Origin of the sequence: Shimia biformata (assembly GCF_016888515.1) — a bacterium.
Classification (GTDB): Bacteria; Pseudomonadota; Alphaproteobacteria; order Rhodobacterales; family Rhodobacteraceae; genus Shimia_A; species Shimia_A biformata.
Map to the genome: position 1 here is coordinate 1458014 of NZ_JAFEJK010000001.1, position 26112 is coordinate 1484125.

Sequence of the window (26112 nt, forward strand, 5' to 3'; positions counted from 1 at the left end):
CAGATGGATTCGATAGTTGTGCGCGGGAATGGCCCGCTGAAGGGGCAGATTCCCATTGCAGGCGCCAAAAACGCCTGCCTGACCTTGATGCCAGCGACCTTGCTGAGCGAGGAACCGCTGACGCTGACCAATGCGCCGCGTCTTTCTGACATCAAGACCATGTCGGAACTTCTGGCGTCGCTTGGGGCCGAAGTGTCGTCGCTGCAAGAAGGCAAGGTGCTGGCCATGTCGAGCCATGACCTCGACAATCACGTCGCCGATTATGACATCGTGCGCAAGATGCGCGCCTCGAACCTTGTGCTGGGGCCGATGCTGGCGCGGCTGGGACAGGCGGTGGTGTCGCTGCCGGGCGGTTGTGCGATCGGGGCGCGGCCGATGGACCTGCATATCCACGGGCTTGAGGCGCTGGGCGCCCAGATCGAATTGAAAGACGGCTATCTGCACGCCAAGGCGCCGGGCGGGCTGAAGGGCGCGCAGATGAAGCTGGCCTTTGCCTCGGTCGGTGCGACCGAGAACATCCTGATGGCGGCGACGCTGGCCAAGGGCACCACCGTGATCGAGAACGCCGCGCGTGAACCCGAGATCGTCGACCTTGCCACCTGCCTGCGGGCGATGGGTGCGCAGATCGAAGGCGACGGCACCCCCCGGATCGAGGTGCAGGGCGTCGACCGGCTGCATGGTGCGACCCATCCCGTTGTGGCGGATCGGATCGAACTGGGCACCTATATGTTGGCCCCGGCGATCTGTGGTGGCGAAGTGGAATGCCTTGGCGGGCGGATCGAGCTTGTCGCCGCCTTCTGCGAGAAACTGGATGCCGCCGGGATCAGCGTGGAAGAAACCGACACTGGCCTGAAAGTCGCGCGCCGCAACGGGCGGGTGCGGGCCGTGGATGTCACCACGGAACCCTTCCCCGGCTTCCCGACCGATTTGCAGGCGCAGATGATGGCGCTTCTCTGCACGGCGGAAGGCACGTCCGTTCTTGAGGAAAAGATTTTCGAAAACCGCTTCATGCACGCGCCGGAACTGGGGCGGATGGGCGCGTCGATCGAAGTGCATGGCGGCACCGCCACCGTGCATGGTGTCGAAAAGCTGAAAGGCGCGCCGGTCATGGCGACCGATCTGCGCGCGTCGGTGTCGCTGATCCTTGCCGGGCTTGCGGCCGAAGGGGAAACCGTCGTGAACCGGGTCTATCACCTGGATCGCGGGTATGAGCGTCTTGAAGAAAAACTGGGCAATGTCGGCGCCCAGATCGAAAGGGTCCGGTCGTCATGAGCATGGATGCACGTTTCGAAGATGGCGGCGAAAAGCCCCTGAACCTTGGCGCGCTGGACGGCGACGACCTGAAAGTGATCGCAACCCTGACGCAGGATTCGGTCTTTACCTCGGCGGATGCAAGCTGGCGCGCACATGAACGCCGGTTCGCGCTGTTGCTCAACCGCTTCCGCTGGGAGGACATGGACGCCGCCGAAAAGCGTGGCCGCCCGGTTGAACGGGTGCGCTCGATCCTGGTCTTTGACAATGTGATGAAAGTGGCCTCGCAGGGGGTGTCGCCGGGGGACAAGGACTCGGTCCTGTCCCTTCTGGATATCGAGTTCGAACCGGGCGAAGACGGCGCAGGGGCGGTTTTGCTGACCCTTGCGGGCGACGGCGCCTTCCGGGTCGAGGTCGAGGCGCTTGAGGCGACATTGAAGGATGTCACGCGCCCCTATGTCGCCCCCTCGCACAAGGCACCGCATCACGACATCTGACCCCGGATTTCACGGGTTTCGACCACAAGCGGCAATCGGGCCGCTTGAGCGTTGTGCGGCGGGCCGCTATGACCCCCGCCAAAGGAGACTTCGATGCCGCAATTCCTGAACGCTTCCGAGCCTGATTTCGAAACTCGCTTTACCGCGCTTCTGGGCGCCAAGCGGGAAGACAGCCCCGACGTGGACGCGGTTGTGGCCCAGATCATCGAGGATGTGCGCACCCGTGGCGATGCCGCCGTTATCGAACTGACATCGCGGTTCGACCGGCTGGACCTGACACCGGACACGCTGGCCTTCAGTCAGGCCGAGATCGACGCCTATTGCGATCAGGTCAGCGACACGGACCGCGCCGCGCTGGAACTGGCGGCGGCGCGTATCCGTCGCTATCACGAGGCGCAACTGCCCGAGGACAAAAGCTGGACCGAGGACAGCGGCGCGGTGCTGGGCTGGCGCTGGACGCCGGTCTCGGCGGCGGGGCTTTATGTTCCGGGTGGGCTGGCGTCGTATCCGTCCTCCGTCCTGATGAACGCGATCCCCGCGAAGGTTGCCGGTGTCGCGCGGCTGGCCATCGTGGTGCCAACCCCCGACGGTGTGGCCAACCCGCTGGTGCTTCTGGCGGCGCGGCTGGCCGGGGTGGACGAGGTCTATCGCATCGGTGGGGCGCAGGCGGTGGCGGCGCTGGCCTATGGCACCAAGACCATACCGCCGGTGGACAAGATCACCGGGCCGGGCAATGCCTTTGTCGCGGCTGCAAAGCGACGGGTCTTTGGCAAGGTGGGCATCGACATGATCGCGGGGCCGTCGGAGATTCTGGTGATTGCCGACAAGGACAACAATCCCGACTGGATCGCGCTGGATCTTCTGAGCCAGGCCGAACATGACGAAAGCGCCCAGTCGATCCTGATCACCGATGACGAAGGGTTTGGCCGCGCCGTGGCCGAGGCGGTCGACAAGCGGTTGGAAACGCTGGAGCGCCGCGCCATCGCGGGCGCAAGCTGGCGCGATTTCGGCGCGGTGATTACGGTGGCGGACCTCGATCAGGCGGCGGCGCTGTCGAACCGTGTCGCGCCGGAACACCTGGAGCTTTGCGTTGCCGATCCCGACGCGCTGTCGCAGAAGATCACCCATGCCGGGGCGATCTTCCTTGGGCAATACACTCCCGAGGCCATTGGCGACTATGTCGGCGGGCCGAACCACGTGCTGCCGACCGCGCGGTCGGCGCGGTTTTCGTCCGGCCTGTCGGTGATGGATTTCCTCAAGCGCACGACCCTGTCGAAAATGACGCCCGAGGCGCTGCGCGCGATTGGCCCGGCGGCCGAGACGCTGGCGATCTCGGAAAGCCTTGAGGCCCATGGCCTGAGCGTGCGCGCCCGGCTGGATGCGTTGAACGACTAGGGGCAGGACCCTTGGGGCAGGGGGCGCTGCCCCCTCGCCGGAAAATGCGGGCATTTTCCGGCTTCACCCCCGAGGTATTTCCGGCAAGAGGAAAGCGCCGGTCAGCTTTCCACGGTTTCCGGTTCCAGCTTGTCCTGTGTCCGGGTCTCGAAATCGCTGGCATCATGGCGTTCGCGCAGCTGCATCGCCGGATTGCCCGAGGCGCGGTTGACCATGCGGCCGCGCTGAACGGCGGGGCGGGCGTCGATTTCCTGCGCCCAGCGCTGGACGTGTTTGTAGCTTTCCACGTCGAGGAATTCCCCGGCCGAGTAGAGCCGGCCCAGCGCCAGTTGCCCGTACCAGGCCCAGATCGCCATATCCGCAATGGTGTAATCGTCGCCGGTCACAAACTTGCGATCGGCGAGGTTACGGTCGAGAACGTCCAACTGGCGCTTGGTTTCCATGGCGAAGCGGTTGATCGGGTATTCCCATTTTTCAGGCGCATATGCGTAGAAATGACCAAACCCGCCGCCCAGGTACGGCGCGCTGCCCATCTGCCAGAACAGCCACGACAGCATCTCGGCGCGGTTGGCCGGGTCCTTGGTCTGGAACTGGCCGAATTTCTCGGCGAGATACAGCAGGATCGCGCCGGATTCGAAAACACGGGTCGGCGTGGCGGTCGAGTGGTCCATCAGGGCCGGAATCTTCGAGTTCGGGTTCACGTCGACAAAGCCTGACCCGAACTGATCGCCTTCACCGATGTTGACCAGCCAGGCATCATATTCCGCCTCTTCGATCCCCAGCGCGAGGAGTTCCTCGAACAGCACGGTGACCTTTACGCCATTCGGCGTTGCCAGCGAATAAAGCTGGTGGGGGTGCTTTCCGATGGGCAGGTCCTTGTCGTGGGTGGGGCCGGCGATCGGGCGGTTGATCTTGGCGAACTGGCCGCCGCTTTCCTGCTCCCACGTCCAGACTTTCGGGGGGGTGTATGTCTTGCCGCTTGTCATGGGGACCTCCTGTTCGCCAAGTCTTCGGGCTGCCTGTGCCCGTCCAAGGGTGCAGAGATAACCGTTCAACGGCGATGTTCAATGCCCCTGTACCTCGCAAATCCGCACATGATGCGCGCATGACCAGTAGTAACCCGGAATTGCCCGGCACGGCGCCTTGGTATAGGCACGTCGCAACATGTAAAACTTCGAGTACCCGGATGTCCCGTATCTGCCGCATTGAAATCGACGATCGCAACCTGCCGCCGCCCACGCCCGAGATCGAGCAGGAGCGAAAGGTGGCGATGTTTGACCTGTTGGAAGAGAACAGCTTTGACCTGCCCAAACGTGACGACCGGGTCACTCCGGCCGGGCCTTTTGCGGTGGATTTGTCGATCCGGGACAAACGGCTGGTTTTCGATGTCGCGGCCGAGACCGGTGAAAAGGCGGCCGAATTCCACCTGTCGCTGACGCCATTCCGGCAGGTGGTCAAGGATTACTGGCAGATCTGCGAAAGCTATTTCGATGCGGTGAAGAACCTGCCCCCCAGCCAGATCGAGACCATCGACATGGCCCGGCGCGGTATCCACAACGAGGGTGCGCGTATTCTGCAAGAACGGCTTGAGGGGAAGGCCGATATCGACATTGATACGGCACGCCGCCTGTTCACCCTGATCTGCGTCCTGCATTTCGGAGGCTGACGCGATGGCCTCGGACCTACCGCAGTCGATCCTGTTCTGTTGCGATCACAATGCCGTGCGATCGCCCATGGCCGAGGCGATTTGCAAGAAATTCTATGGCGAGGATGCCTATGTCCAATCCGCCGGTATCAAGAACGATCTTGAGATCGACGGGTTCGCCATCGCCGTCTGCGCCGAGATCGGGGTAGAGTTGTCGCGCCATCGGACCCGCAGTTTCGAAGAGATGGAGAAGCTTGGCGATCAGCTTTCGTCGTTCGATCTGATCGTGGCGCTGACGCCCGCCAGTTTTGGGCGAATCGAAGACCTGACGCGGTTTTACCATATCGACCTGGAGTTCTGGCCGATCGACGATCCCAGCGGCAAAGGCGAAGGGCGGGACGACAAGCTGGCCGCCTATCGCAAGGCCCGTGACCAGATCGTCGCGCATCTCAGGCAGCGATGGGGTTAGCCCCCCCTGACAGAACCAAAAAAACCGTTCGGCCAAAAGGGGCAAAAAGGTCACGCAAGCTGAATTTTCCCATTCAGATGGCTTGGCGATCTCTTTGCTGTCGCGGAAAAAGTGTGCGTCCTGTCCGCGCCAAGAGGATTCCCGATGGCTGTCACGAAAACGATTGCGAAAGCACTGGCCGCATTAGCGCTTTTGGCGCTGCCGGGGGCTGTGTTTGCGGAGGATGAAAACGGCGGACGGCGCAGCTTTGAGGAGTTCGTTGAGGACGCGAATGAGTTTTCGGAACTGCAGCCGCGCTCGGATGGTGTGCTGGCGCAACTGGGCTATGCGCTGAAGCTGCCGGATCAGTTCCAGCTGCGCGATCCCAAGAAAGCCGAGGCGCCGAAGACACCGTTTGTCTATGACCGCATGTTCCCGATCTGGGGTCAGCAGGCGCTGAACCGTGGCTTTGCCCTGCCGGAACCTTATGGGATCTCCTATATCGGCGTGGTGAACACCGCCTCGCAGCAGATCGAGAATGTCGCCGTAAATATCGACAAGGGTGTGGTCCCGCCCCCCAATGCGCCGCTGATCGAGATCGGAGGCGTGGCCACTTTCACCGATATCGTATCTCGCACCAACGGTCATCAGCTGAAGGCAGACGTCTGGGTCCTTCCGTTCATCAATGTGTTTGCGGCATTGGGCAAGAACTCGGGGTTTGTGACCTTTGATCTGAACGTTGATCTGGACGCGCTGTTCCCTTTTCCGATCTGCTCACCTCTGCGGCCCTGCGGGACCGCGACCACGCGTCTGCGTGCGCGGACCGAAACCACGTCCGGCACAGTCGGGTTTAGTGGCGTTTATGGGTTCGACAACTATTTCCTTGTTGGCACCATGGCTGCCACGCGCACAATAGGGGGCAATTCGGTCAACCCGGTTGAGGCAAATACCGCAGGACTTCGGTTCGGGCGCCGCTATGAAATCGGCAATGGCAACCTGTTCGCCGCCTTTGTCGGCGTGAGTTATCTTAATACTACGCAGACGATCAATTCAGTTGCCCGGCTGCGCGACGCGTTTTCCGATGGGGATGACCTGAACGTGCGCTATCGGGCAAGGTTGAGCAATCCTTTTCCCTATTCTTTCGTCGTGGGTTTCAACTATGGCCACAAGGACGGCTGGTCCTTTGCGGCAGAGTACAACCGCAATGCCGGTGGGGACCGCTTCGTCGGCAGTGTGAGCATGCGGTTCTGACCCCGGCGACAGCCGGGTCTGCGATGCCCGTGCGCAATTGCATCACATTTTCCGGCCTCACCCCATATGGCCCTTGAAAACCAGACGGTTTCGGACCATTTAGTGTCAGCCCGCAAATCGGCGGGTGTTTTAGAACGGAGAGACCATGGCCAAGGAAGAACTGCTCGAATTTCCCGGTGTCGTGAAGGAACTCCTGCCTAATGCGACGTTTCGGGTCGAGCTTGAGAACGGCCATGAGATCATCGCGCATACGGCAGGCAAGATGCGCAAGAACCGCATCCGTGTTCTGGCAGGCGACCGGGTTCAGGTTGAAATGACCCCCTACGATCTGACCAAGGGTCGGATCAACTATCGCTTCAAGTAAGACGCGCCTTCTGGCGTGTCCGATGACGGAGGCCCCGCGATGAAACTTATCCTGGGCTCCGGCAGTCCGCGCCGCAGGGAACTGCTGGCGCAGATCGGGGTTGTGGCGGATGATGTCCGCCCGCCCGACATCGACGAAACCCCGCTGAAATCCGAATTGCCGCGCGCCTATGCGCGCCGGATCGCGTCCGAGAAGGTCGCGGCGGTTGTTGCCGATCCCGACGACATCGTGCTGTGCGCGGATACCACCGTGGCGCTGGGACGCCGCATTCTGGGCAAGCCCGCCGATGCGGGTGAGGCGGCGGAGTTTCTGGTTGCGCTGGGCGGACGCCGCCATCGCATCATCACCGCCGTTGCGGTGAAACGCGGTGACCGGGTCTGGCAGCGGGATGTCGAAAGCACCGCCAAGATGAAGCGCCTGTCGAACGAAGAGCTGAACGCTTATCTCGCCAGTGGTGACTGGCAGGGCAAGGCGGGCGGCTATGGGATCCAAGGGATGGCGGGGGCTTTCATCCCGTGGATCAGCGGATCCTTTACCGGTATTGTCGGTTTGCCGCTGGCCGAGACCGCGGCGCTGTTGCAGGCGGCGGGGTATCCGCTGTGGAAGGACATGGCATGAAGGGCAGGCAGATCGTTCTGGATCAACTCGCGGGCCGCGAAGCGGCGGCGCTTGTCGTAGATGGCCGGCTTGAGGACTTGCTTGTCGATGGCGACGGGCCGCGCGTGGGCACGATCTATCGCGCCATTGCAGACCGTCCCGTCAAGGGGCAGGGCGGCATGTTCGTGAAAACCCCGGACGGGTCGGCCTTTTTGCGGCAGGTGCGCGGGCTGTCTCCGGGGCAGGCGCTGCTGGTGCAGGTTTCGGGCGTGGCGGAGCCGGGCAAGGCCATTCCCGTGACGCAGAAGATCCTGTTCAAAAGCCGCTATGCCATCGTCACGCCGGATGCGCCGGGGCTGAATATCAGCCGCCGGATCAAGGATGACGACCTGCGTGATACGCTGCTGGAGATTGCGCATGAGGGCATGGCGGGCTGCGATTTCGGCTTGATCCTGCGCTCGTCCTGTCAGGACGCCGACCCCGATGACATCGCCGGCGACGTGGCCGCGATGCGGCAGCTGGCCGAGGCGGTTCTGGCCGATTCCGAAGGTGGCGAAGAAACATTGGTTGAAGGCGACGGCCCCCATGCCGAAGCCTGGCGCGAATGGGCCGAACCCGCATCGGTTGAAAACGCTGAGGGCGGGTTTGAGCGGCTGGGTGTCCTGGACTTGCTGACCGAACAGGCCGAGTCGAAGGTGGCGCTTGGCAATGGAGCGTTTGCCTTTGTCGAACCGACTCGGGCACTGGTTGCGGTGGATGTGAACACAGGGCCCGACACTTCGCTTGCGGCCGGGCTGAAGGCGAATCTGGCCTTGGCCCGCGACCTGCCGCGACAATTGCGCATCCGCGGGCTGGGGGGGCAGGTCACCCTTGACCTGGCGCCGATGCCCAAGAAAGAGCGCCGCCAGTTTGAAACCGCGCTGAAAGCGGCATTTCGCAGGGATACAATCGACACGGTGTTGGCGGGGTGGACGCCGCTGGGTCACTTTGAGCTTCAGCGCAAAAGGCTACGGCGGCCTGTCGATCTCGCGGGGGTGACGACATGAGTTGCCCGATCTGCAACAAGGACAGCGCCCCCAGATACCGCCCATTCTGTTCCAAGCGTTGCGCGGATATCGACCTTGGAAAGTGGTTTGATGGCAGCTATTCGGTGCCGGTCGAAGAAGGCCCGGACGACGTATTTGACGCAGAGGATACCAATGCATCCGGGCGGCAGGGGCGCAAGCCGCATTGAGGCGCCTACCGCTCTGGTAGAATCCGAATCGTGTTTGACGTCCGTTTCTTTGCGCTGCGACCGCCCAAAAATGCGTCAGCAGTCGCGGAAAGCGTGACCTGTTTGCACTGGTCAACAGAACGTTCACGGCTTGCTAGATGTTTTCGCGGAATTTCCATTTCACATCGAGAAGAACATCGTGTAGTTACTGAAGACGTGATTTGCGTGCATTTCCGATAGCATGGAGAGAGAAATGAAAAAGTTTATGATCGCGAGCGTCGCTGCGCTTAGCCTCGCGTCGTCGGCAATGGCCGGTGGCACCAACGAGCCGGAAGAAGATCCGTTCATCGCGCCCCCGCCGCAAACCGGCAGCCTGGGTGGTGCAGCTGGCGTCGGCATCGTTGCCGGTCTCGCTGCGCTGGCTCTGCTGGCCGCGGTTGCCGAGTCGGACTCGAGCACCGACGAAGACACCTGATCCGGTGGGGCAGACGCCCCGCTTTGAAATCAGGAAAACCCACCGGTTCGTCCGGTGGGTTTTTCTTTTTGCGCTGACACGCGACACAGTGCCGGGCTGAACCAGGTAGCATGGCGCCTCGCCAGATCCGGCTGCGGGGCCGTTGCGTTCCGCCTCAGCGCCGCCGGCGACGCACAACCGGGATCGTGCTGCGGCTGAGCTTGTAGCTGGCTTCCGGGTGCGGGGGGTGCCCGTCGGTGCGGTTCCAGAACGCGGGCCCACCAAGCCGCAACCACATCGGCAGCGTAAAGATGACACCTGCAATGAACCCGCCCGCATGCGCCCAGTATGCAACGCCGCCTGCTTCCGGGTCGGCCCCGACACCATTGAACAATTGCAGGGCAAACCAGACCCCCAGCATCAGCCAGGCCGGAACCGGGAAGACCTTGAAGATGATGACGATGATGATCAGAATGTCGATCTTTGCCTTGGGGAACAGCAACAGGTAACCGCCCATCACCCCCGCAATCGCGCCCGACGCCCCGACGGTTGGAATGACGGACATCGGGGATGCCATGACCTGGCACAGCCCGGCGGCAATGCCGGAAGCAAGGTAAAACAGGCCAAACCCGGCATGTCCCATTTCGTCTTCCAGATTATCGCCGAAGATCCACAGGAACAGCATGTTGCCCGCCAGGTGCATCCAGCCGGCATGCAGGAACATCGAGGTTATCAGACCGGGATAGCCGCTGCCCTCGGTGACGGCGCGGGGAAACAGCGCCCAGTTGTAATAGAATCGGCTGAGCGCTGCCGGGTCGTCATGCAGCGGATAGTTCACAAGGAAGATGGCGACATTCGCCGCCATCAAGATCCATGTGACATAGGGTGTGCGCCCAGAGGGGTTGTGATCTCGGATCGGAAACATGGGCACACGCTGGGCGAATGTCGCGGCGGGGTCAAGCGGCCCCGCCCAGAAGTGCGGCGTTTCCGCCCGCCGCCGTGGTATCGACGCAGATGTGACGCTCGCCCCGGACCCGTGCGGTGTCCGGCAATCCGCGCACCAGCGGCAGGATCGCCCCGGAACGGCGCGACAGCGCGATCTCATAGGCGTGGGCTGCCCCGACATCTCCCCACCAGATCACCGATGAAAACCCGTCCAGTGTTTCCAGTGTTTCGGGCTGCACCGGGCCGGTTGCCTCAACCGCACGGCCCCCCAGCGCCCGCACTGCCGCCGCCTGTTCACGCGCGGCGGCCTCGCCCGGCCCTAGGCACAGGACCGGCGGGCGGGCAAATGTGCTGAGACGGTTCGATTCGCCCGTCGGCCCCGGCAGGGTCACCGTATCAAGATCTGCGCCGGGCAGGGCGGTGGCGATCTTCTGCGCCAGCACATCGCTGGGCATCGGCCCGGCCCACCCGTCCGAGACTTGGCGTTCCTCGATCTTGGAAAACCGCGTCAGGTAAAGCGGGCCACCCGCCTTCGGCCCGGTGCCCGACAGCCCCTCGCCGCCAAACGGCTGGCTGCCGACAATGGCGCCGATCTGGTTGCGGTTGACATAGATGTTGCCCGCGTGGATGCGGTCCGACACGTGCTGGACCCGATCGTCGATCCGGGTTTGCAACCCGAAGGTCAGGCCATATCCGGTGGCGTTGATCGCGTCGATCACCGCGTCCAGTTCACCCGCCTTGAAGGTGGCGACATGCAGGACGGGGCCGAAGATCTCGCGTTCAAGATCCGCGATACCGTCGATGCGGATCAGGGTCGGGGCGATGAACGTGCCGGTCTGCGGGGTCGGAAGCTGGAACAGCACGCGGCCGTCGATCTCGGCTTGGGCGATATGGGCGGCGATCCCCTGCCGCGCCTCTTCGTCGATGACCGGGCCGCAATCGGTGGCCAGATGCCAGGGGTCGCCAACGGCGAACTCTTTCATCGCGCCTTTCAGCATGCGGATCAGCCCGTCGGCGATGTCTTCCTGGACATAGAGGCAGCGCAGCGCCGAACAGCGCTGGCCCGCCGACTGGAAGGCGCTTTCGACGATGGCGGTGACCGCCTGTTCCGGCAGGGCCGTCGAGTCGACGATCATCGCGTTCAGACCACCGGTCTCGGCAATCAGCGGCGCGCCGGGGGCGAGGTTTGTCGCCATGGCGCTGCGGATTTTCAGCGCGGTCTCGGTTGATCCGGTGAAGGCGACCCCATTGACGCGCGGGTCCGAAGTCAGCGCCGCACCCACAGCACCACCACCGGGCAGAAGTTGCAGCGCGCTGCGCGGAACGCCTGCTTCAATCAGCAGAGAAACCGCCTTATGCGCGATCAGGGGCGTCTGCTCGGCGGGTTTCGCAAGCACCGCGTTCCCCGCCGCCAGCGCCGCCGAGACCTGCCCGGTGAAAATCGCCAGCGGGAAGTTCCAAGGTGAGATACAGGTGAACACCCCGGCAGGCGGCGTCTGTGGCGCGTTGGCGGCGTAGTAACGCAGGAAGTCGACCGCCTCGCGTAGTTCGGCAACCGCGTCAGGCAACGATTTCCCGGCTTCGCGCGACAGAAGGGCGAAGAACTCGCCAAAGTTCTCCTCGTAAAGGTCGGCGGCCTTGTTCAGGATCGCGGCGCGGTCGACCGGGGCGGCTTCCCACGGGGTCGCATTGGACAGGGCGGTGGCGATGTCCTCGGCGCTGGCTTCGGCAACGGTGCCCGGGGTGTCGCCCGGTTGCGCGGGATTCAGGACCGGGAGCGGGGTGTTGGGCGCAGCCTTGCCAGCCAGAAGCGGCGTGGCTTGCCATTTGGCATGCTGGAACGGTGTGCGGGCGGCTTCGATCCGCTCAAGCGTCGGGATATCGCGCAGGTCGAACCCGGCTGAGTTCACCCTTTCAGGGCGGAACAGGTCGGGGCCGGTGGGGATGTTCATCCCGCCCTCGGCATCAAGCGCGTCGAACGGGTCGGCGGCCACGGCCTCGGCCGGGACCTCCTCGTCAACGATCTGGTTCACGAAGGACGAGTTCGCGCCGTTTTCCAACAACCGCCGCACCAGATAGGCCAACAGGTCGCGGTGGGCACCGACGGGGGCATAGATCCGGCAGCGCGTGCCACGGCCGGTCAGTACGATGTCATGCAGGCTTTCGCCCATCCCGTGCAGGCGCTGGAATTCAAACGAGTCGGTGTCGGTCGCCATCTCAAGCACGGCGGCGACAGTATGCGCGTTATGGGTGGCGAATTGCGGATAGATGCGGTCGGTCATGCCCAGAAGCTTGCGGGCATTGGCGATATAGCTGACATCGGTTGCGGTTTTTGAAGTGAAGACAGGGAAACCATCGACACCCAGAACCTGCGCATGTTTGATCTCGGTATCCCAATAGGCCCCCTTGACCAGTCGCACCATGATCCGACGGTCCAGCCGGGTTGCCAGTTCATAGAGATAGTCCAGCGTCACCCCGGCGCGTTTGCCATAGGCCTGCACCACCACGCCGAAACCGTCCCAGCCCGCCAGTGCCGGTTCGGACAGGACCGCCTCGATCACATCCATCGAGATCGACAGCCGGTCGGCTTCCTCGGCATCGACATTCAGCCCCATACCCGCCGATTTCGCCAGCAGCGCAAGCGAGCGCAGGCGCGGCACCAGTTCGTCCATGACGCGGGCCTTCTGCGCCACCTCATACCGCGGGTGCAGCGCCGACAGCTTGACCGAGATGCCGGGATTGCGGCGAATGTCCTCATGCGTGCAGGCATTGGCAATCGCGGTGATCGCGCGCGAATAGGCGAGGTGATAGCGCATCGCGTCCTCGTCTGTTTTCGCGGCCTCGCCCAGCATGTCGTAGGAATAGGTATAGCCTTTCTTCTCCATCCCCGCGGCGCGGTCCATCGCGGCGGTGATGGTTTCGCCCAGCACGAACTGACGGCCCATCTCTTTCATCGCGCGGCCAACGGCGGTGCGGATCACAGGCTCACCCAGCCGCCGCACGGCACCCCGCAAGGTTCCGATCAGGCCGGGTTCCTCGTCATCCAGCACCTTGCCGGTCAGCATCAGCGCCCATGTCGAGGCGTTCACAAGCGACGATGTCGAATGACCAAGGTGCTTGCCCCAGTCCGACGGAGCGATCTTGTCCTCGATCAGTGCGTCGATGGTTTCGGCATCCGGCACCCGCAAAAGCGCCTCGGCCAGACACATCAGCGCGACGCCTTCATCCGTGGAAAGCCCGTATTCGGCCAGAAATACCTCCATCAGGCCGGGGCGGGTCTGGGACCGGATCTGACGCACCAGCCCGGCGGCCTCGGTACTGATCCGCGCGCGGGATTCGGTGCTAAGGGCGGCCTCTGCGACCAGGCGCTGCACAAGCGCGGCCTCGTCTGTGTAGGTGGTGGTGTCGATCTGGCGTCGCGCGTCGGACATGGGGCTTTCTCCTGAAACCGGTTTGACCTATTATACCGGTCGCAATTCAGGCGGTTTTCCCGATATTTCCGGAATGACAGGTTGGATCGACTTAAAAACGGGTGTTTGGCCATGCAAAACGATCAGGTAGAGCTGGACCGGTTCGACCGCCGGATTCTGGACGTGCTGTCGCAGGATGGCCGGATCACCGTGACCGAACTGGCGCGACAGATCGGGCTGTCGAAAAGCCCGACACAGGCGCGGCTGAAACGGCTTGAGGACAGTGGAGTCATCACCGGCTATCGCGCGCTGCTTGATCCGATCCGGCTGGGTCTGGACCATGTCGCCTTTGTCGAGGTCAAATTGACCGACACACGCGAGAAGTCACTGGCCGAGTTCAACACGGCTGTGCGCAAGGTCGGCGAGATTGAGCAGGTGCATCTGATCGCCAGTCATTTCGACTATCTGTTGAAGGTGCGCTGCGCCTCGATGTCGGCCTACCGGCGGGTGCTGGGCGAGAAAATCTCGACCCTGCCGCATGTGACATCCACCTCGACCCATGTGGCGATGCAGGCGGTGAAAGAGACCGGTCTCGCGGATGTGACTTGATTTTGTGCCCTCCTGCGGCACCATCAGCACATGAGGATACTGTTTGCCATAGCGTTGATGACCTCTCCGGCACTGGCCGAGACATGTCCGCCCGCACCGGACCATGATGCGGCGATTGCGGATCTTATTGAACAGGTGCAGCAGGCCGAAACCGAAGCAGATGCGCGGCTGATCTCCAACCAGATGTGGGAATACTGGGCCGATGCGCCGGATGAAAGCGCGCAGGCGCTTCTGGATGCCGGGATGCAGCGGCGGGCGTCTTACGACCTGCTCAACGCAATTGAGTCTTTCGACAGGCTGATCGCCTATTGCCCGGAATATGCCGAGGGCTACAACCAGCGCGCTTTCGCCAATTTCATCCGTCAGGACTATGCCGCCGCGCTACCGGATCTGAACCGGGCAATCGAGCTTTCCCCGACCCATATCGCCGCCATCGCGGGGCGGGCGATGACCTATATGGTGCTGGGACAGGATGCCAAGGCGCAGGACGACCTTGCACGCGCGCTTGAGTTGAACCCCTGGCTGCCAGAGCGCCGTTTCCTGTCGTCCCCGCGCACGCTGGTCCCGATGGGCAAAGACCTGTGACGCAATCCGCTTTACACCGGACCCTATCTGACTAAAGTCGCGCCCGTTGGCCCGCGTGGTGGAATGGTAGACACAGGAGACTTAAAATCTCCAGGCCGTATGGCCGTGCCGGTTCGAGCCCGGCCGCGGGTACCAACGACCGATTTTTTGCCGCGATTTTTGCCATTTGGTGCAGTCGCATGTTACCTGTGCCGCGTCTTTTCTTGGTCCTGGGCACCAAATACACGTGACCGCACACCTTTCTCGCCGGTATTCACGGCAACCAGCGCCCCTTCCTGGGGATGTTCCTGCAGGTGGTTGGCGCTCATCGTGAAGCGGGCGGATGTGACGAACAGGCGGTCCAGATCGGGGCCGCCGAACGTGCAGCTTGTCGGCCAGTTCACCGGCAGATCGACCTCGGACAGGATTGCGCCGTCCGGGGTGAACTGCAACAGGCTGGCCCCGCCAACAACACGGCAATTCCAGACAGTCCCGGCGGCGTCTTGGGTCGAGCCGTCGGGCAACCCCCTTTCATGCCCGTCAATCAGGATGTGGCGGTCGGACAGCGACCCGTCCTGTGCGTCGACTGCAAATGAAAAGATCTGATTGGTCAGCGTGTCGGCGGTGATCAGGCGGTTGTCGCTCCAGATCAGCGTATTGGTGATTCCAAAATCGCGGTCCGAGATGCGCTGCAACGCTCCGTCCGCCAGCACCCGGTAGAGTGCGCCGCACGACGCGGTCATGTCCTTGGGCGACCCGTCCGGGTTCAGGTTGTTCTGCATTGTCCCGACCCAGAACGCGCCATCCGGCCCGACCACGCCTTCGTTCAGCCGGTTGTCAGGCAGATCGGGTTCGACCCGCGCCAGAATGTGGAACGCCCCGCCGGGGTGCCAGCGTACAACATCGCGGGAAAGTCCGACCACGAAGCCGCCATCTTCCGCCAGTCCGATCGAGGTAACGAAATCCGGTGTGGGCCAGGTTTCATGTCCGCCGCCATCCACGTCGCAGGCATGGATTTGCCGCCCCACGATGTCGACCCAGAACAGCCGGTCGCGGCGAAAATCCCAGATGATGCTTTCACCCACGACATTTTCGGCCGCCAGGACAATCTTGGTTTCATGACGCATTTTCCATCCTCCAGACAAAATTGTTGACAGATAGGTAAATGCGAATCTATATCCAGATCAACAAAAACCTGTATGATAGGTTTGATGAAAGAGAACAGGAAGGTTGCCATGCAGCAGGGTGCAACGCAGACCAGGGGAAATGTCGGGCTTGTGGGCGAGGCAATCAGCGCCATCACCGCGCATATCCGCGAGAATGAGCTTGCCCCAGGGGACAGGCTGCCATCCGAAAGCGTGTTTTCGCGCGACCTATCGGTCAGCAGGACCGTGATCCGGGAGGCCTTCAAAAGCCTTGCCGCGATGCGTCTGATCGAAGTTCAGACTGGCAAGCGTGCCACCGTTGCGCGTCTGGATCACACGTCGCTGTCGCCATTGATCGAACATGGCGTGTCGACGGAACAGATCTCGATCCTTCAGGTCTATGAGGTGCGCCGCACTATCGAAACCCGCACCGCGACATTGGCCGCGCTGCACCGGACCGAGGCGCAGGCGCGCGAGATTTCGGGGCTGGCGCAGACCATGCAGGACAGCTTTTCCGCGCCGGACGCGATGATGGATGCCGATATCGCCTTTCACCTCGCCATTGCCCGCGCGTCCAAAAACCCGATCTATTCGCTGATCGTGGGCGCGTTCGAGGGGGTGACCCGTCAGACCTGGCCGGTTGGCTGGAAAAGCCGCAACCGCGAGGCCGATCAGCGCCACATGCTGGACATCCACAGTGACCTTGCCGCGGCCATCGCCGCAGGCAACCCCGAGCAGGCGGCCGAACTGATGGCCCTGCATTTTGACGCAAGCGTGCGGGCTTTGCTCGCCGCTGGAATCTCGTGAAAGCAAGCGAACAGATGAAAATAACCAAGCTGGAAACCATCCGCATAAAAGAGCGCCCGAACCTGTTGTGGGTGCAGGTGCATACGGACGAGGGGCTTATCGGTCTGGGCGAGACCTTTTTTGTCGCAGAAACCGTTGAAACCTATGTCCATGAGTATGTCGCCCCGCGCGTCATCGGGCGTGATCCGCTGCAGATCGACCTTCTGGCGAACGAGTTGAATGGGTATCTGGGGTTTCGGTCCTCGGGCGCAGAGGTGCGTGGCAATTCGGCCTTCGACATCGCGCTGTGGGACCTGTTCGGCAAGGCGACCGGGCAACCCATCGCGCAGCTTCTGGGTGGGTTCAGCCGCCAGCAAATCCGCACTTACAACACCTGTGCGGGCACCGAATACATCAAGCAGTCGACAGGCCAGCAATCGGACAACTATGGCCTGGCCGCGGGCACTGATTTTGACGATCTGAACGGATTTCTGCACCGCGCGGATGAGCTGGCGCTGTCTTTGTATGAAGAGGGCATCACGGCCATGAAAATCTGGCCCTTCGACATGGCGGCCGAGAAATCGCGTGGTCAGTACATCTCGGGGCCGGATCTGGATAAGGCGTTGCAGCCATTCCAGAAAATCCGCGACGCGCTGGGCAACAAGATGGACATCATGGTCGAGTTCCATTCGATGTGGCAACTTTTGCCGGCCATGCAGATCGCCCGCGAATTGCAGCCCTACAAGACCTTCTGGCACGAAGACCCGATAAAGATGGACAGCCTGTCGAGCCTGAAACGTTATGCCGAGGTCAGCCACGCCCCGATTTCCGCGTCCGAAACCCTTGGCACCCGCTGGGCGTTCCGGGACTTGCTGGAAACCGGCGCCGCGGGGGTGGTGATGCTGGATATCTCGTGGTGCGGCGGCCTCAGCGAGGCGCGCAAGATCGCGGCCATGGCCGAGGCGTGGCATCTGCCCATCGCGCCGCATGACTGCACCGGGCCTGTGGTCCTTGGGGCCTCGACCCACCTGTCGCTGAACGCGCCAAACGCCTTGGTGCAGGAAAGCGTGCGCGCTTTCTACAAGACCTGGTACCGCGATCTTGTCACCGCGCTGCCCACCGTCACCAACGGCATGATCACCGTTCCGCCGGGCCCCGGTCTTGGCATGGAACTGAACCCCGAGCTGGGCAGGGCGTTTACCGTCCTCAGCCGGGAAACAACCGCGTCCGACATCTGACGCAATACTCAGGGAGGAGAGTAACCGATGAGGAAACTACTAGGTGCAACTGCACTGGCTGCCGCGCTTGCCGCGGGACCGGTGGTCGCGGAGGGGCCGATGAACATCGTGTTCACGCACCATTCATCCGCATCAAACCCGTTCTGGCAGGCGGTGAAAAAGGGCTTTGACGACGCCTGTGCCAAGATCGAGGCAAATTGCCAGATGATCTTTACCCAGACCGAGGGCGCGATTGACCAGCAAGCGGCCAACATGATGGCGGCGCTGGCTGGCAACCCCGACGCGCTTCTGACCTCGATCGTGGACAACAACGCCTTTGACGACATCCTCCAGCGCGCGGTGGACAATGGCGTGATCACCATGGCGGTGAACGTCGATGATACCGAAGGCGCCGACGGCAACCCGCGCGCCGCCTTTGTCGGACAGGGCTTCGTCCCCGCCGGGTATTCGCTGGGCAAGAAAATGTCCGAGTTTTTCCCGGCCGAAGGCCCGATCAAGGCCGTTGTCGGTATCTCGGCCCCAGGCCAGAACTGGTCGGAACAGCGTGGCGCGGGTGTCATGCAGTTTCTGGAAGAGTTCAAGGCCGCCAATCCCGACCGCGAGGTCGACATCGTGCGCCTCGATACCGGGACCGATGGGGCTGTCGTGGCTGAACGTGTCGGAGCCTACCTGAACGCAAACCCCGACACGACCGCTTACTTCGATACAGGCCTCTGGCATGCCTACGTCGCTCAAGTCCTGGCAGACCGCGGCGTAGAACCTGGCAAAGTCCTGATGGGCGGTTTTGACATCGTAGCCGAAGTGCTTCAGCAAATGGAAGCGGGATACATTCAGGTTCAGGTCGATCAGCAACCTTACATGCAGGGCTTCATCCCCGTCATGCAGGCTTATCTGGCCCATACCGTGCAATTGTCGCCCACCGATGTGGACACCGGACAGGGCATCGTTCTGGCCGAAGACGTCCCCGCGCTGTGGGATCTGGCCAAGCAGGGTCTGCGCTAATCAGATCGGCTGGGGCCGTCGCCGACCACTTCCCCGGCGACGGCCTCGGAATCGCTTCTCCGAAGGACTGAATCCCGACATGAAACGTTTCATGAAAATCTATCTGGAGAAACCAGAGCTGGCCGGCGTGGCCTTCCTGGTGATCCTGACCATCGTTTTCCAGGCGCGCTCGGGCGGCGTGTTCCTGAGTGCGGCCAACCTGCAAGGTATCCTTGGCCTTCTGCCCGAAGTGGCGCTTGTCGCCGTTGGCGTGACCCTGTTGATGATCTGTGGCGAATTCGACCTGTCCGTGGGATCGGTCTTTGCCCTGACCCCGATGTCGATGGCCGTGATGCTGGAAGCCGGCTGGCCATTTCTGCCCGCCTTTGCGCTTGGCCTCTGCGTGGCGCTTCTGGTCGGGTTCATCAATGGCGTGCTGACCGTGAAGTTCGCCATCCCCAGCTTTATCACCACGCTGGGCATGCTGTTCGTCGCCCGCTCGGTGACGGTTGTGATCTCTGGCGGGTTCCCGCCCTTGCTGCCGAACGGCGCCTTTCCGAAATGGCTGTTCGTGGCCTATGTCGGCCCCGGAGACATGTTCCGCATGTCGTTCCTCTGGTTTGTCGCCATCGCCGTGCTTGTCACGCTTTTGCTGTCGCGCACCAATTTCGGAAACTGGGTCCGCGCCACGGGTGGTTTCCTGCCTGCCGCGCAGTCGATGGGCATTCCCACGAAGCGGGTAAAAGTCGCCTGTTTCATGCTGTGTTCGCTTCTGGCCGGTCTTGCCGGGTCGCTTCAGGTCATGCGGCTTGGCGCGCCGCTGCCGTCGATCGGCGAAGGGCTTGAGCTTCAGGCCGTCGCCGCCGCCGTGATTGGTGGCACCGCGCTGACCGGCGGGATTGGCACCATCCTTGGCGGCATCATCGGTGCCACCCTGATCCGGGTGATCGACAACGGGCTGGTTCTGTCCCAGGTCGATGCCAACTGGTTCAAGATGGCGCTGGGCGCGCTGACCGTCTTTGCCGTGATTTTGAACGCATGGCTGCGCAAAACTGCAAAATCCATCAAGGTGGAGACAGGCAAATGACCAGTGAACCGATCATTCAGGTCAGGAACCTGCACAAGTGGTACTCGGGCGTTCACGCGCTGAAAGGGGTCACGCTGGATTTTCACCGAAACGAAACTGTCGGCCTCGTCGGGGACAACGGCGCCGGGAAGTCCACGCTGATCAACATCCTGTCCGGCACGCAGGCGCCGACCGAGGGTGAGATTTTCTTCGAAGGCAGGAAGGTCTCGTTCAAGGGGCCGGCGGACGCGATGGAGGCGGGGATCGAGACCATTTATCAATACAACTCGATGGTCCCGACCATGTCGATCGCCCGCAACATGTTCATCGGCCGCGAGCCATTGAAATGGTCCATCGGCGGGGTCGGTATCCTCGATACAAAGAAGATGGCCGAGGAATCGGTGCAGGCAATTGCCGATGTGGACCTGCATCTGCGCTCGCCGGATGCGTTAGTCGGCGAATTGTCCGGTGGTCAGCGACAGGGCGTCGCCATTGCCCGTGCGATGCATTTCAAGTCCAAGGTGATGATCCTTGACGAGCCGACGAACCACCTTGCGGTCAAGGAGACCCAGAAGGTGCTGGGTTTCGTCAAGTCACTGAAGGAACTGGGTATTCCCGGCATCTTCATCAGCCACAACATCCACCATGTCTTTGAGTGCTGTGACCGTATGGTGGCCATGGCACGGGGCGAGGTGGTTCTGGACAAGCGGGTCGAGGACACGTCGATGGACGAAATCCTGGACGTGCTGTGAGGAGGGACACGATGTCACGACACAAAGGACGCAAGGTGCTGCTGACCGGGGGGCTTGGGTCCCTCGGTCGGGCGCAGGCCGAAAAACTGATCGCCGACGGCGCGCAGGTCACCGTGCTCGAACACCCCAGCGTCGAAAACGGTCCGGCGCGGGCGACGGAACTGGGGGCAGCCTTTCTCCCCTGCGACCTGAACGACCTGGACAGCGCCAGCGCCACGGTGCGCAGCGTTGCCGAACAGACCGGCGGTTTCGACATCCTCATCAACAACGCCGCGCTGATTATCAACCGGCCCTATGATGCCTTTACACTCACGGAATACGAAGACCAGATCCGCGTGAACTCGTCGGCAGCCTTTGCGCTGACGGCGGTTTGCGCGGACCATATGAAGGCGCAAGGTTGGGGCAGGGTGATCAATTTCACCTCGGTCACTCTGAAGGGCATCCTTGACGGCTATGTGCCGTATGTCGCGTCCAAGGGCGCGTTGCTTGGACTGACGGTGACGTTGGCGCGCGAGCTGGGCGCGCATGGCATCACGGTGAACGGCGTTGCGCCCGGCGCCGTTGTCAGCGAGGCCGAGGCGCGTGTCTTTGCGGACAAGGCGCAGGAATATTCCGACTGGGTGCTGGAACAGCAATGCCTCAAGACGCGGATCGAACCGGCGGATATCGCCGATCTGGTGTCGTTCCTTGTCTCGGATGAGGCCCGTGTGATTACCGGACAGAATATTGGCATAGACGGGGGCTGGCAGGGTGGTCGCGCTCCTGGAACTTGAGGACCGCCGCACGCGGGTGACGATCGCCCCCGACCTTGGGGGCGGCGTTGCGGGCATGTGGGCCAAAACCGATGCGGGTGACGTGCCGGTGTTGCGGCCACTTGCAGGTGACCGCCCCTTCGACCTTGCCTCGAACGTGCTGGTGCCGTTTTCCAACCGCATCGGCGGTGCCGGGTTTGTGTTCGAAGGGCAGCACTTCGATGTGCCGCCGAACCTCGATGGGGAAGGGTTGCCGATCCACGGCGACGGTTTTCAGCGCCGGTGGCAGGTTGAGGTCTCGGACCCCAGCAGAGTCGTGCTGAGGTTGGACGATGGCGCGATCGGGCCATGGCACTATTCCGCCCGGCTTGTCTATTCGCTGAAGAACGGGGCATTCGGGACGCAGCTTGAGATCACGAATACCGGCCCGCGCCTGCCGTTTGGTGGTGGTTTCCATCCGTGGCTGCCGCGTTTTGCGGATACCAAGCTTTGGTTCCACGCCGAAACGGTCTGGCTTCAGGATGATCGCTTCCTGCCAAGCGACGAGGTGGCCGCCTCGGGTGACTGGGACTACTTGACACCGCGTGCATTGCCCGAAGGGTTGGTCAACAATGCGTTTTGCAATTGGATCGGCCCGGCCACGGTCCTGCAGCCGACGCTTGGGATCGCCGTCACGATTGTTTCGCCGATGGATGTCGCAATCGTCTATTCGCCATCGGCCTCGGCGGACTTCTTCTGTTTCGAACCGGTCAGTCACGCCGTCGATGCCCATAACATGCCGGGACAGCCAGGACTGATCGCACTGGACAGGGGCGCGACCGTGGCGTTGTCGATGTCCATTGACTGGCAAGGGTTGCAGCAATGAAGGAATGCTGGCGCTGGTTCGGTCCTCTGGATCAAATCCCGCTTGCCGAGGTTGCCCAGACCGGGGCGTCGGGGGTCGTCACGGCGCTGCATGACATCCCCTATGGCGAGGTCTGGTCCGTTCAGGACATCGAAACCCGGAAAACGCAGATCGAAGGCAACAGGTCGCTTGGGTTGACATGGAGCGTGGTCGAAAGCCTGCCCGTTCACGACGACATCAAACGTGGCGAGGGCGACCTTGCCCGATTGTTTGCCAACTATCGGCAATCACTGGCCAATCTCGCGGAATGTGGGGTCAGGACGGTGTGCTACAACTTCATGCCGGTGATCGACTGGTTGCGCACGGATCATGCCGCCCCGGTGCGCGGCGGCGGGCGCGCGCTTGTGTTCTGCGAACCGGTGATGGCCGGGTTCGAAATCGGCATCCTTGGCCGTCACGCCGCATACGAGGACTATGCGCCAGAGGTCATCGACGCGGGACTTTCGTGGGTCGAAACCGCCTCGGACGACCAGAAATCGACCCTTCTGGCCTGTCTGATGGCGGGGTTGCCGGGGGCATATGACAGGTATTCCGTCGAGGCGCTGAAGGCAGAGCTGGCGCGTTATGCCGGGTTCACCCGCGATGATTTGCGGGCCAGCTTCGCGCGGTTTCTGGCCGAAGTTGTGCCAACCGCCGACGACCTTGGTATCGCGCTTTGTGTTCACCCGGATGACCCGCCGCGCCCGGTGTTCGGATTGCCGCGCGTCGTCTCGACCGCAGAGGACATAGACTGGATTCTGGCGCAGCAGGACGCTTGGGCCAACGGGCTGACCTTCTGTTCCGGCGCGCTGGGCGCACGGCAAGGCAATGACCTGACCGACATGGCGCAGCGTTTCGCCGCCCGCACGCATTTCCTGCATCTGAGGAATGTCACCAAGTCGCCCGACGGCTCGTTCCATGAGGCGGATCATTTCGGCGGTGATGCCGACATGGTTTCCATCTTGCGGGTCTGGCTTGCGGAAGAGGCGCGGAGGCGTGGCGAAGGGCGCGCCGATTGGCAGCTTCCCTTCCGCCCCGATCACGGTCACGAACTGGGGCCGGACCTGTCGCGTCAGGCCCACCCCGGCTACCCCTATGTGGGGCGTTTGCGCGGGTTGGCTGAACTGCGTGGCGCAATTGCGGCACTGACCGGGTCAGCGCCACGGTAGACGGCGGCGGGTCCGCGCGTGCTTTCGTCAGATATGCAGCGCCCGTCCCAGCCCCTTCAGCGCCGCTTCCTGCACGGTTTCGCCAAGCGTTGGATGGGCGTGGATGGTTTCGGCGATATCGGTGACGGTTGCCGCCATCTCGAGCGCCAGCGCAAACTCGCCCGCCATCTCGGACACGCCGACACCAACGGCCTGAATACCGGTCACAAGCTCTGTTGTTTTGTCAAAGACGACCCGGACAAAGCCATCGTCCCGCCCCAGTGTCATGGCCCGGCCATTGCCCGCGAAGGGGAACATGGCAACCGCCTGGTTCGTGCTGCCATCCGGCAGGCTGCCGACGGTGACGATCTCTGGGTCGGTGAAACACACGGCCGGAATCGCCCGCTTGTCCCAGCTGCGGGACTCGCCCGCGATAACCTCGGCGACCAGCGTGCCCTGCGCCATCGCACGATGCGCCAGCATCGGGTCTCCGGTAACATCGCCGATCGCGTAGACACCCTGCATCGAGGTGCGGCATTGCGCGTCGACATCCACGAACCGGCCCGTCATGGTCAGACCCAGACCCTCAAGCCCGAACCCGTCGGTGACAGGCGCACGGCCTACGGTGACAAGGTTCTTGTCGGATGGAATCGCGGTCTGCCCCTCGGCGGTCGTTACGGTCAGGACACCGTCTGAATGACCATCGGCCCGCGCGTCGGCCAGAACGGTGACCCCCAGATGTTCTAGGCGTTTCAGAACGGGGCGTGTCAGGTCGGCATCATATTGCGGCAGGATCCGCGACGCGGCCTCCACCACAGTGACCTTGGCGCCGAGCTTGGCCATTGCGGTGCCGATTTCCAGACCGATGTATCCACCCCCGACGATGCTCAGGCGGCCCGGAACGCGGGTCAGGGACAAGGCCTCGGTTGACGACAGGATGTCGCCGCCGAAAGGCAGGGTGGGAATGGCCTGCGGGCGTGATCCCGTGGCAATCACGATGTTCTCGGCCGAGATGCGCACCGGTCCGTCAGGGCTGTCCACATCCACGGTCTTGCCGTCGATCAGGTTTGCGCGCCCATACACGGTGCGCACCTTCGCCTTTTTCAACAGACCGCCCACTCCGCCGGTCAGTCGTTTTACGATGCCGTCCTTCCACGCCATTGTCTGGCCCAAGTCGATCTCGGGCGCGGATGCGGTGATCCCAAGGTCGTTTGGCGCGGCAAACCGGGTCGCGATGTGGAATTCTTCGGCGGCATGGATCAGCGCCTTCGAGGGGATGCAGCCCACGTTCAGACAGGTGCCGCCGGGGGTCTTTTCCTCGACAACAATCGTGTCCAACCCCAGTTGACCGGCGCGGATGGCGCAGACATAGCCACCGGGTCCGGCGCCAATGACCAGCACCTTGCAGGTTTCGCGTTTCATCATTCGCTCTCCATGAAGATCATTGCCGGGTTTTCCAGAAGCTTCTTCATCAGCGCGACAAAGCTTGCGGCGTCCCAGCCATCCACAACCCTGTGATCGAAGCTGGCCGAGATGTTCATCATCTTGCGCGGCACGAATTGCTGCCCGTCCCACATTGGCCGGACAGACATCTTGTTCACGCCAAGAATGGCAACCTCGGGGTGGTTGATGATCGGCGTCGTGGCCAGAGCGCCAAGTGGTCCCAGAGAGGTGATGGTGATCGTCGATCCCGTCAACTCGTGCCGGGTGGCCTTGCCCGTGCGGGCGGCATCGGCAAGGCGGGCGATTTCCGCCGCGGCCGCGAAGGGGCCAAGCGCCTCGGCGTGACGCAGGACCGGCACGATCAGGCCATTGTCGGTCATCGTCGCAATGCCGATATGCACCGGGTTCGAGCGATGCACGACACCGGCGTCATCGTCGAAATGCGCGTTCATCTCGGGGTGGGTCTGGACAGCCCTCGCAAGCGCGGCCGCGATGAAAGGCAGCATTGTCAGCTTGGGCTTGTCGCCCTTGTCGGCATTCATCGCCGCGCGCAGGTCTTCAACTGCGGTGACGTCGATTTCCTCGATCACGGTGATATGCGGGATGCGGGTATTGGCCAGCGACATCCGGTCGGAAATCTTGCGGCGCAGGCCGATCACGCGGATATCCTCGCCACCTTCGCGCCTGCGGCTTGCGGGACCCTGAGGCGCGGCGCCGGGGCCGCGTTCAAAGACGGCATCAAGGTCGTCATGGCTGATCCGGCCCGCCGGCCCGGTGCCGGCAACCTGCCTGAGGTCGATCCCCCCGTCGCGGGCACGTTTGCGCACGGAAGGAGAGGCCAGCGGCTGGCCGCCTTCGGCGCGCGGCGCGCGGGCGGAGCCGACAGAGCCGACAGACCCGACAGCTTGCGTGGCCGCACCGGATTTCGCGGGCGCGGGTTTCGTCGCTTCCACAGGCTGAACGGACGGGGCGGGGGCGGGTTCAGGGGCAGGGGGCTCTGCCTCTTGCGCGGGCGCGGCCGTGTTGCCCTCGCCGTCGTGTTCGATGGTCAGCAAGGTCGATCCGACAGCGACGGTTTCACCAACCTCAGCGCCAAGTTCGACGACCGTGCCGGTGAAAAGCGACGGGATCTCGACCGTCGCCTTGTCGGTCATGACGGCGGCCAGAACGTCATCTTCCCGGACCGTGTCGCCCGGTTTCACCTGCCATTCCACAAGTTCAACCTGTGCGACACCTTCTCCGACGTCGGGGATGCGGATTTCGCTGATCGCCATA

The 26112-nt window shown here is 62.7% G+C and carries 27 protein-coding genes and 1 tRNA gene; 22 read left to right on the forward strand and 6 right to left on the reverse strand.

The features are described 5' to 3' along the window. Window positions 1-3 precede the first annotated feature (3 nt). From murA to hisD, 3 genes are all read left to right on the forward strand, one after another. Window positions 4-1272, forward strand: a complete 1269-nt coding sequence (gene murA / locus JQ863_RS07080) for a UDP-N-acetylglucosamine 1-carboxyvinyltransferase (protein ID WP_204113594.1) — start codon at window positions 4-6, stop codon at window positions 1270-1272. Then, a complete protein-coding gene (locus JQ863_RS07085) occupies window positions 1269-1748 on the forward strand; it encodes a DUF2948 family protein (RefSeq protein WP_204113595.1) in 480 nt (159 codons plus the stop codon). Before murA ends, JQ863_RS07085 begins: the two co-directional genes overlap by 4 nt. Before the next feature lie 93 nt (window positions 1749-1841). Then, a complete protein-coding gene (gene hisD, locus JQ863_RS07090; protein ID WP_204113596.1) occupies window positions 1842-3143 on the forward strand; it encodes a histidinol dehydrogenase in 1302 nt (433 codons plus the stop codon). 101 nt (window positions 3144-3244) lie between these two features. Here the strand turns inward: hisD and yghU are convergent, their stop codons facing one another. Then, window positions 3245-4129 carry a glutathione-dependent disulfide-bond oxidoreductase gene (gene yghU / locus JQ863_RS07095; RefSeq protein WP_204113597.1) on the reverse strand — a complete coding sequence of 295 codons (885 nt, stop codon included), beginning with the start codon at window positions 4127-4129 and terminating at the stop codon, window positions 3245-3247. Window positions 4130-4329: 200 nt separating this feature from the next. On the opposite strand from yghU, the gene JQ863_RS07100 reads away from it, so the two are divergent. The 8 genes from JQ863_RS07100 (at window position 4330) to JQ863_RS07135 (ending at window position 9136) form a co-directional block, all read left to right on the forward strand. Beyond that, complete coding sequence (locus JQ863_RS07100) at window positions 4330-4809, forward strand: UPF0262 family protein (RefSeq protein WP_204113598.1); 480 nt, start codon at window positions 4330-4332, stop codon at window positions 4807-4809. A 4-nt stretch (window positions 4810-4813) separates the two neighbouring features. Continuing rightward, a complete protein-coding gene (locus tag JQ863_RS07105; protein ID WP_204113599.1) occupies window positions 4814-5257 on the forward strand; it encodes an arsenate-mycothiol transferase ArsC in 444 nt (147 codons plus the stop codon). Between the two features lie 144 nt (window positions 5258-5401). Next, complete coding sequence (locus tag JQ863_RS07110; protein ID WP_204113600.1) at window positions 5402-6487, forward strand: autotransporter outer membrane beta-barrel domain-containing protein; 1086 nt, start codon at window positions 5402-5404, stop codon at window positions 6485-6487. A gap of 145 nt (window positions 6488-6632) precedes the next feature. Further along, entirely contained in the window at window positions 6633-6851 is a 219-nt protein-coding gene (gene infA / locus JQ863_RS07115) for a translation initiation factor IF-1 (protein ID WP_021097168.1), read from the forward strand. A gap of 39 nt (window positions 6852-6890) precedes the next feature. Beyond that, window positions 6891-7469: a Maf family protein gene (locus JQ863_RS07120; RefSeq protein WP_204113601.1), complete on the forward strand. Its 579-nt coding sequence runs from the start codon at window positions 6891-6893 to the stop codon at window positions 7467-7469. Further along, entirely contained in the window at window positions 7466-8494 is a 1029-nt protein-coding gene (locus tag JQ863_RS07125) for a ribonuclease E/G (protein ID WP_204113602.1), read from the forward strand. Before JQ863_RS07120 ends, JQ863_RS07125 begins: the two co-directional genes overlap by 4 nt. Further along, the gene (locus JQ863_RS07130) at window positions 8491-8682 is read left to right on the forward strand and encodes a DNA gyrase inhibitor YacG (RefSeq protein ID WP_204113603.1); all 192 of its coding nucleotides are present in this window, start codon (window positions 8491-8493) and stop codon (window positions 8680-8682) included. Before JQ863_RS07125 ends, JQ863_RS07130 begins: the two co-directional genes overlap by 4 nt. Before the next feature lie 232 nt (window positions 8683-8914). Further along, window positions 8915-9136, forward strand: coding sequence for a hypothetical protein (locus tag JQ863_RS07135; protein WP_204113604.1), 222 nt, complete (start codon window positions 8915-8917; stop codon window positions 9134-9136). A 154-nt stretch (window positions 9137-9290) separates the two neighbouring features. Here the strand turns inward: JQ863_RS07135 and JQ863_RS07140 are convergent, their stop codons facing one another. After that, window positions 9291-10040, reverse strand: coding sequence for a rhomboid family intramembrane serine protease (locus tag JQ863_RS07140; protein ID WP_204113605.1), 750 nt, complete (start codon window positions 10038-10040; stop codon window positions 9291-9293). A gap of 31 nt (window positions 10041-10071) precedes the next feature. Then, window positions 10072-13491 (reverse strand): bifunctional proline dehydrogenase/L-glutamate gamma-semialdehyde dehydrogenase PutA, encoded by a 3420-nt coding sequence (putA, locus tag JQ863_RS07145; RefSeq protein ID WP_204113606.1) that lies wholly within the window; start codon window positions 13489-13491, stop codon window positions 10072-10074. A 111-nt stretch (window positions 13492-13602) separates the two neighbouring features. Between putA and JQ863_RS07150 the strand changes: the two genes are divergently transcribed. From JQ863_RS07150 to JQ863_RS07160, 3 genes are all read left to right on the forward strand, one after another. After that, entirely contained in the window at window positions 13603-14079 is a 477-nt protein-coding gene (locus JQ863_RS07150) for an Lrp/AsnC family transcriptional regulator (RefSeq protein WP_204113607.1), read from the forward strand. Between the two features lie 30 nt (window positions 14080-14109). Continuing rightward, window positions 14110-14664 (forward strand): tetratricopeptide repeat protein, encoded by a 555-nt coding sequence (locus JQ863_RS07155; RefSeq protein ID WP_204113608.1) that lies wholly within the window; start codon window positions 14110-14112, stop codon window positions 14662-14664. 49 nt (window positions 14665-14713) lie between these two features. Continuing rightward, window positions 14714-14799 (forward strand) — tRNA-Leu (locus JQ863_RS07160). Between the two features lie 47 nt (window positions 14800-14846). Here JQ863_RS07160 and JQ863_RS07165 read toward each other — a convergent pair. Next, the gene (locus JQ863_RS07165) at window positions 14847-15770 is read right to left on the reverse strand and encodes an SMP-30/gluconolactonase/LRE family protein (protein ID WP_204113609.1); all 924 of its coding nucleotides are present in this window, start codon (window positions 15768-15770) and stop codon (window positions 14847-14849) included. 108 nt (window positions 15771-15878) lie between these two features. On the opposite strand from JQ863_RS07165, the gene JQ863_RS07170 reads away from it, so the two are divergent. From JQ863_RS07170 to uxuA, 8 genes are all read left to right on the forward strand, one after another. After that, window positions 15879-16595, forward strand: coding sequence for a FadR/GntR family transcriptional regulator (locus JQ863_RS07170; protein ID WP_204113610.1), 717 nt, complete (start codon window positions 15879-15881; stop codon window positions 16593-16595). A 14-nt stretch (window positions 16596-16609) separates the two neighbouring features. Next, on the forward strand, window positions 16610-17812 hold the full coding sequence (locus JQ863_RS07175; protein ID WP_204113611.1) for a mandelate racemase/muconate lactonizing enzyme family protein: 1203 nt from the start codon (window positions 16610-16612) through the stop codon (window positions 17810-17812). 27 nt (window positions 17813-17839) lie between these two features. Next, on the forward strand, window positions 17840-18814 hold the full coding sequence (locus tag JQ863_RS07180) for a sugar ABC transporter substrate-binding protein (protein WP_204113612.1): 975 nt from the start codon (window positions 17840-17842) through the stop codon (window positions 18812-18814). A gap of 91 nt (window positions 18815-18905) precedes the next feature. After that, window positions 18906-19880 (forward strand): ABC transporter permease, encoded by a 975-nt coding sequence (locus tag JQ863_RS07185; protein ID WP_204113613.1) that lies wholly within the window; start codon window positions 18906-18908, stop codon window positions 19878-19880. Continuing rightward, a complete protein-coding gene (locus JQ863_RS07190; RefSeq protein WP_204113614.1) occupies window positions 19877-20611 on the forward strand; it encodes an ATP-binding cassette domain-containing protein in 735 nt (244 codons plus the stop codon). Before JQ863_RS07185 ends, JQ863_RS07190 begins: the two co-directional genes overlap by 4 nt. An 11-nt stretch (window positions 20612-20622) precedes the next feature. Next, window positions 20623-21384 (forward strand): SDR family oxidoreductase, encoded by a 762-nt coding sequence (locus JQ863_RS07195; protein ID WP_204113615.1) that lies wholly within the window; start codon window positions 20623-20625, stop codon window positions 21382-21384. Then, window positions 21362-22228, forward strand: coding sequence for an aldose epimerase family protein (locus tag JQ863_RS07200; RefSeq protein ID WP_204113616.1), 867 nt, complete (start codon window positions 21362-21364; stop codon window positions 22226-22228). Before JQ863_RS07195 ends, JQ863_RS07200 begins: the two co-directional genes overlap by 23 nt. Next, entirely contained in the window at window positions 22225-23415 is a 1191-nt protein-coding gene (gene uxuA / locus JQ863_RS07205; protein WP_204113617.1) for a mannonate dehydratase, read from the forward strand. The genes JQ863_RS07200 and uxuA overlap by 4 nt, the downstream gene beginning before the upstream one ends. A 27-nt stretch (window positions 23416-23442) precedes the next feature. Here the strand turns inward: uxuA and lpdA are convergent, their stop codons facing one another. Both lpdA and JQ863_RS07215 read right to left on the reverse strand, forming a co-directional pair. Beyond that, complete coding sequence (gene lpdA, locus JQ863_RS07210; RefSeq protein WP_204115087.1) at window positions 23443-24816, reverse strand: dihydrolipoyl dehydrogenase; 1374 nt, start codon at window positions 24814-24816, stop codon at window positions 23443-23445. Beyond that, entirely contained in the window at window positions 24816-26111 is a 1296-nt protein-coding gene (locus JQ863_RS07215; RefSeq protein WP_204113618.1) for a dihydrolipoamide acetyltransferase family protein, read from the reverse strand. The genes lpdA and JQ863_RS07215 overlap by 1 nt, the downstream gene beginning before the upstream one ends. Window position 26112 lies beyond the last annotated feature (1 nt).

Bases quoted from the DNA above. Each gene is read 5' to 3' on its own strand.
- JQ863_RS07125 (WP_204113602.1), top strand. From the start codon at position 7,466: ATGAAGGGCAGGCAGATCGTTCTGGATCAACTCGCGGGCCGCGAAGCG.
- JQ863_RS07140 (WP_204113605.1), bottom strand. From the start codon at position 10,040: ATGTTTCCGATCCGAGATCACAACCCCTCTGGGCGCACACCCTATGTC.
- JQ863_RS07100 (WP_204113598.1), top strand. From the start codon at position 4,330: ATGTCCCGTATCTGCCGCATTGAAATCGACGATCGCAACCTGCCGCCG.
- JQ863_RS07130 (WP_204113603.1), top strand. From the start codon at position 8,491: ATGAGTTGCCCGATCTGCAACAAGGACAGCGCCCCCAGATACCGCCCA.
- JQ863_RS07190 (WP_204113614.1), top strand. From the start codon at position 19,877: ATGACCAGTGAACCGATCATTCAGGTCAGGAACCTGCACAAGTGGTAC.
- JQ863_RS07110 (WP_204113600.1), top strand. From the start codon at position 5,402: ATGGCTGTCACGAAAACGATTGCGAAAGCACTGGCCGCATTAGCGCTT.
- murA (WP_204113594.1), top strand. From the start codon at position 4: ATGGATTCGATAGTTGTGCGCGGGAATGGCCCGCTGAAGGGGCAGATT.
- uxuA (WP_204113617.1), top strand. From the start codon at position 22,225: ATGAAGGAATGCTGGCGCTGGTTCGGTCCTCTGGATCAAATCCCGCTT.
- putA (WP_204113606.1), bottom strand. From the start codon at position 13,491: ATGTCCGACGCGCGACGCCAGATCGACACCACCACCTACACAGACGAG.
- yghU (WP_204113597.1), bottom strand. From the start codon at position 4,129: ATGACAAGCGGCAAGACATACACCCCCCCGAAAGTCTGGACGTGGGAG.
- JQ863_RS07215 (WP_204113618.1), bottom strand. From the start codon at position 26,111: ATGGCGATCAGCGAAATCCGCATCCCCGACGTCGGAGAAGGTGTCGCA.
- JQ863_RS07105 (WP_204113599.1), top strand. From the start codon at position 4,814: ATGGCCTCGGACCTACCGCAGTCGATCCTGTTCTGTTGCGATCACAAT.
- JQ863_RS07185 (WP_204113613.1), top strand. From the start codon at position 18,906: ATGAAAATCTATCTGGAGAAACCAGAGCTGGCCGGCGTGGCCTTCCTG.
- lpdA (WP_204115087.1), bottom strand. From the start codon at position 24,816: ATGAAACGCGAAACCTGCAAGGTGCTGGTCATTGGCGCCGGACCCGGT.
- JQ863_RS07155 (WP_204113608.1), top strand. From the start codon at position 14,110: ATGAGGATACTGTTTGCCATAGCGTTGATGACCTCTCCGGCACTGGCC.
- JQ863_RS07085 (WP_204113595.1), top strand. From the start codon at position 1,269: ATGAGCATGGATGCACGTTTCGAAGATGGCGGCGAAAAGCCCCTGAAC.
- hisD (WP_204113596.1), top strand. From the start codon at position 1,842: ATGCCGCAATTCCTGAACGCTTCCGAGCCTGATTTCGAAACTCGCTTT.
- JQ863_RS07135 (WP_204113604.1), top strand. From the start codon at position 8,915: ATGAAAAAGTTTATGATCGCGAGCGTCGCTGCGCTTAGCCTCGCGTCG.
- JQ863_RS07180 (WP_204113612.1), top strand. From the start codon at position 17,840: ATGAGGAAACTACTAGGTGCAACTGCACTGGCTGCCGCGCTTGCCGCG.
- infA (WP_021097168.1), top strand. From the start codon at position 6,633: ATGGCCAAGGAAGAACTGCTCGAATTTCCCGGTGTCGTGAAGGAACTC.
- JQ863_RS07170 (WP_204113610.1), top strand. From the start codon at position 15,879: ATGCAGCAGGGTGCAACGCAGACCAGGGGAAATGTCGGGCTTGTGGGC.
- JQ863_RS07165 (WP_204113609.1), bottom strand. From the start codon at position 15,770: ATGCGTCATGAAACCAAGATTGTCCTGGCGGCCGAAAATGTCGTGGGT.
- JQ863_RS07120 (WP_204113601.1), top strand. From the start codon at position 6,891: ATGAAACTTATCCTGGGCTCCGGCAGTCCGCGCCGCAGGGAACTGCTG.
- JQ863_RS07150 (WP_204113607.1), top strand. From the start codon at position 13,603: ATGCAAAACGATCAGGTAGAGCTGGACCGGTTCGACCGCCGGATTCTG.
- JQ863_RS07175 (WP_204113611.1), top strand. From the start codon at position 16,610: ATGAAAATAACCAAGCTGGAAACCATCCGCATAAAAGAGCGCCCGAAC.
- JQ863_RS07195 (WP_204113615.1), top strand. From the start codon at position 20,623: ATGTCACGACACAAAGGACGCAAGGTGCTGCTGACCGGGGGGCTTGGG.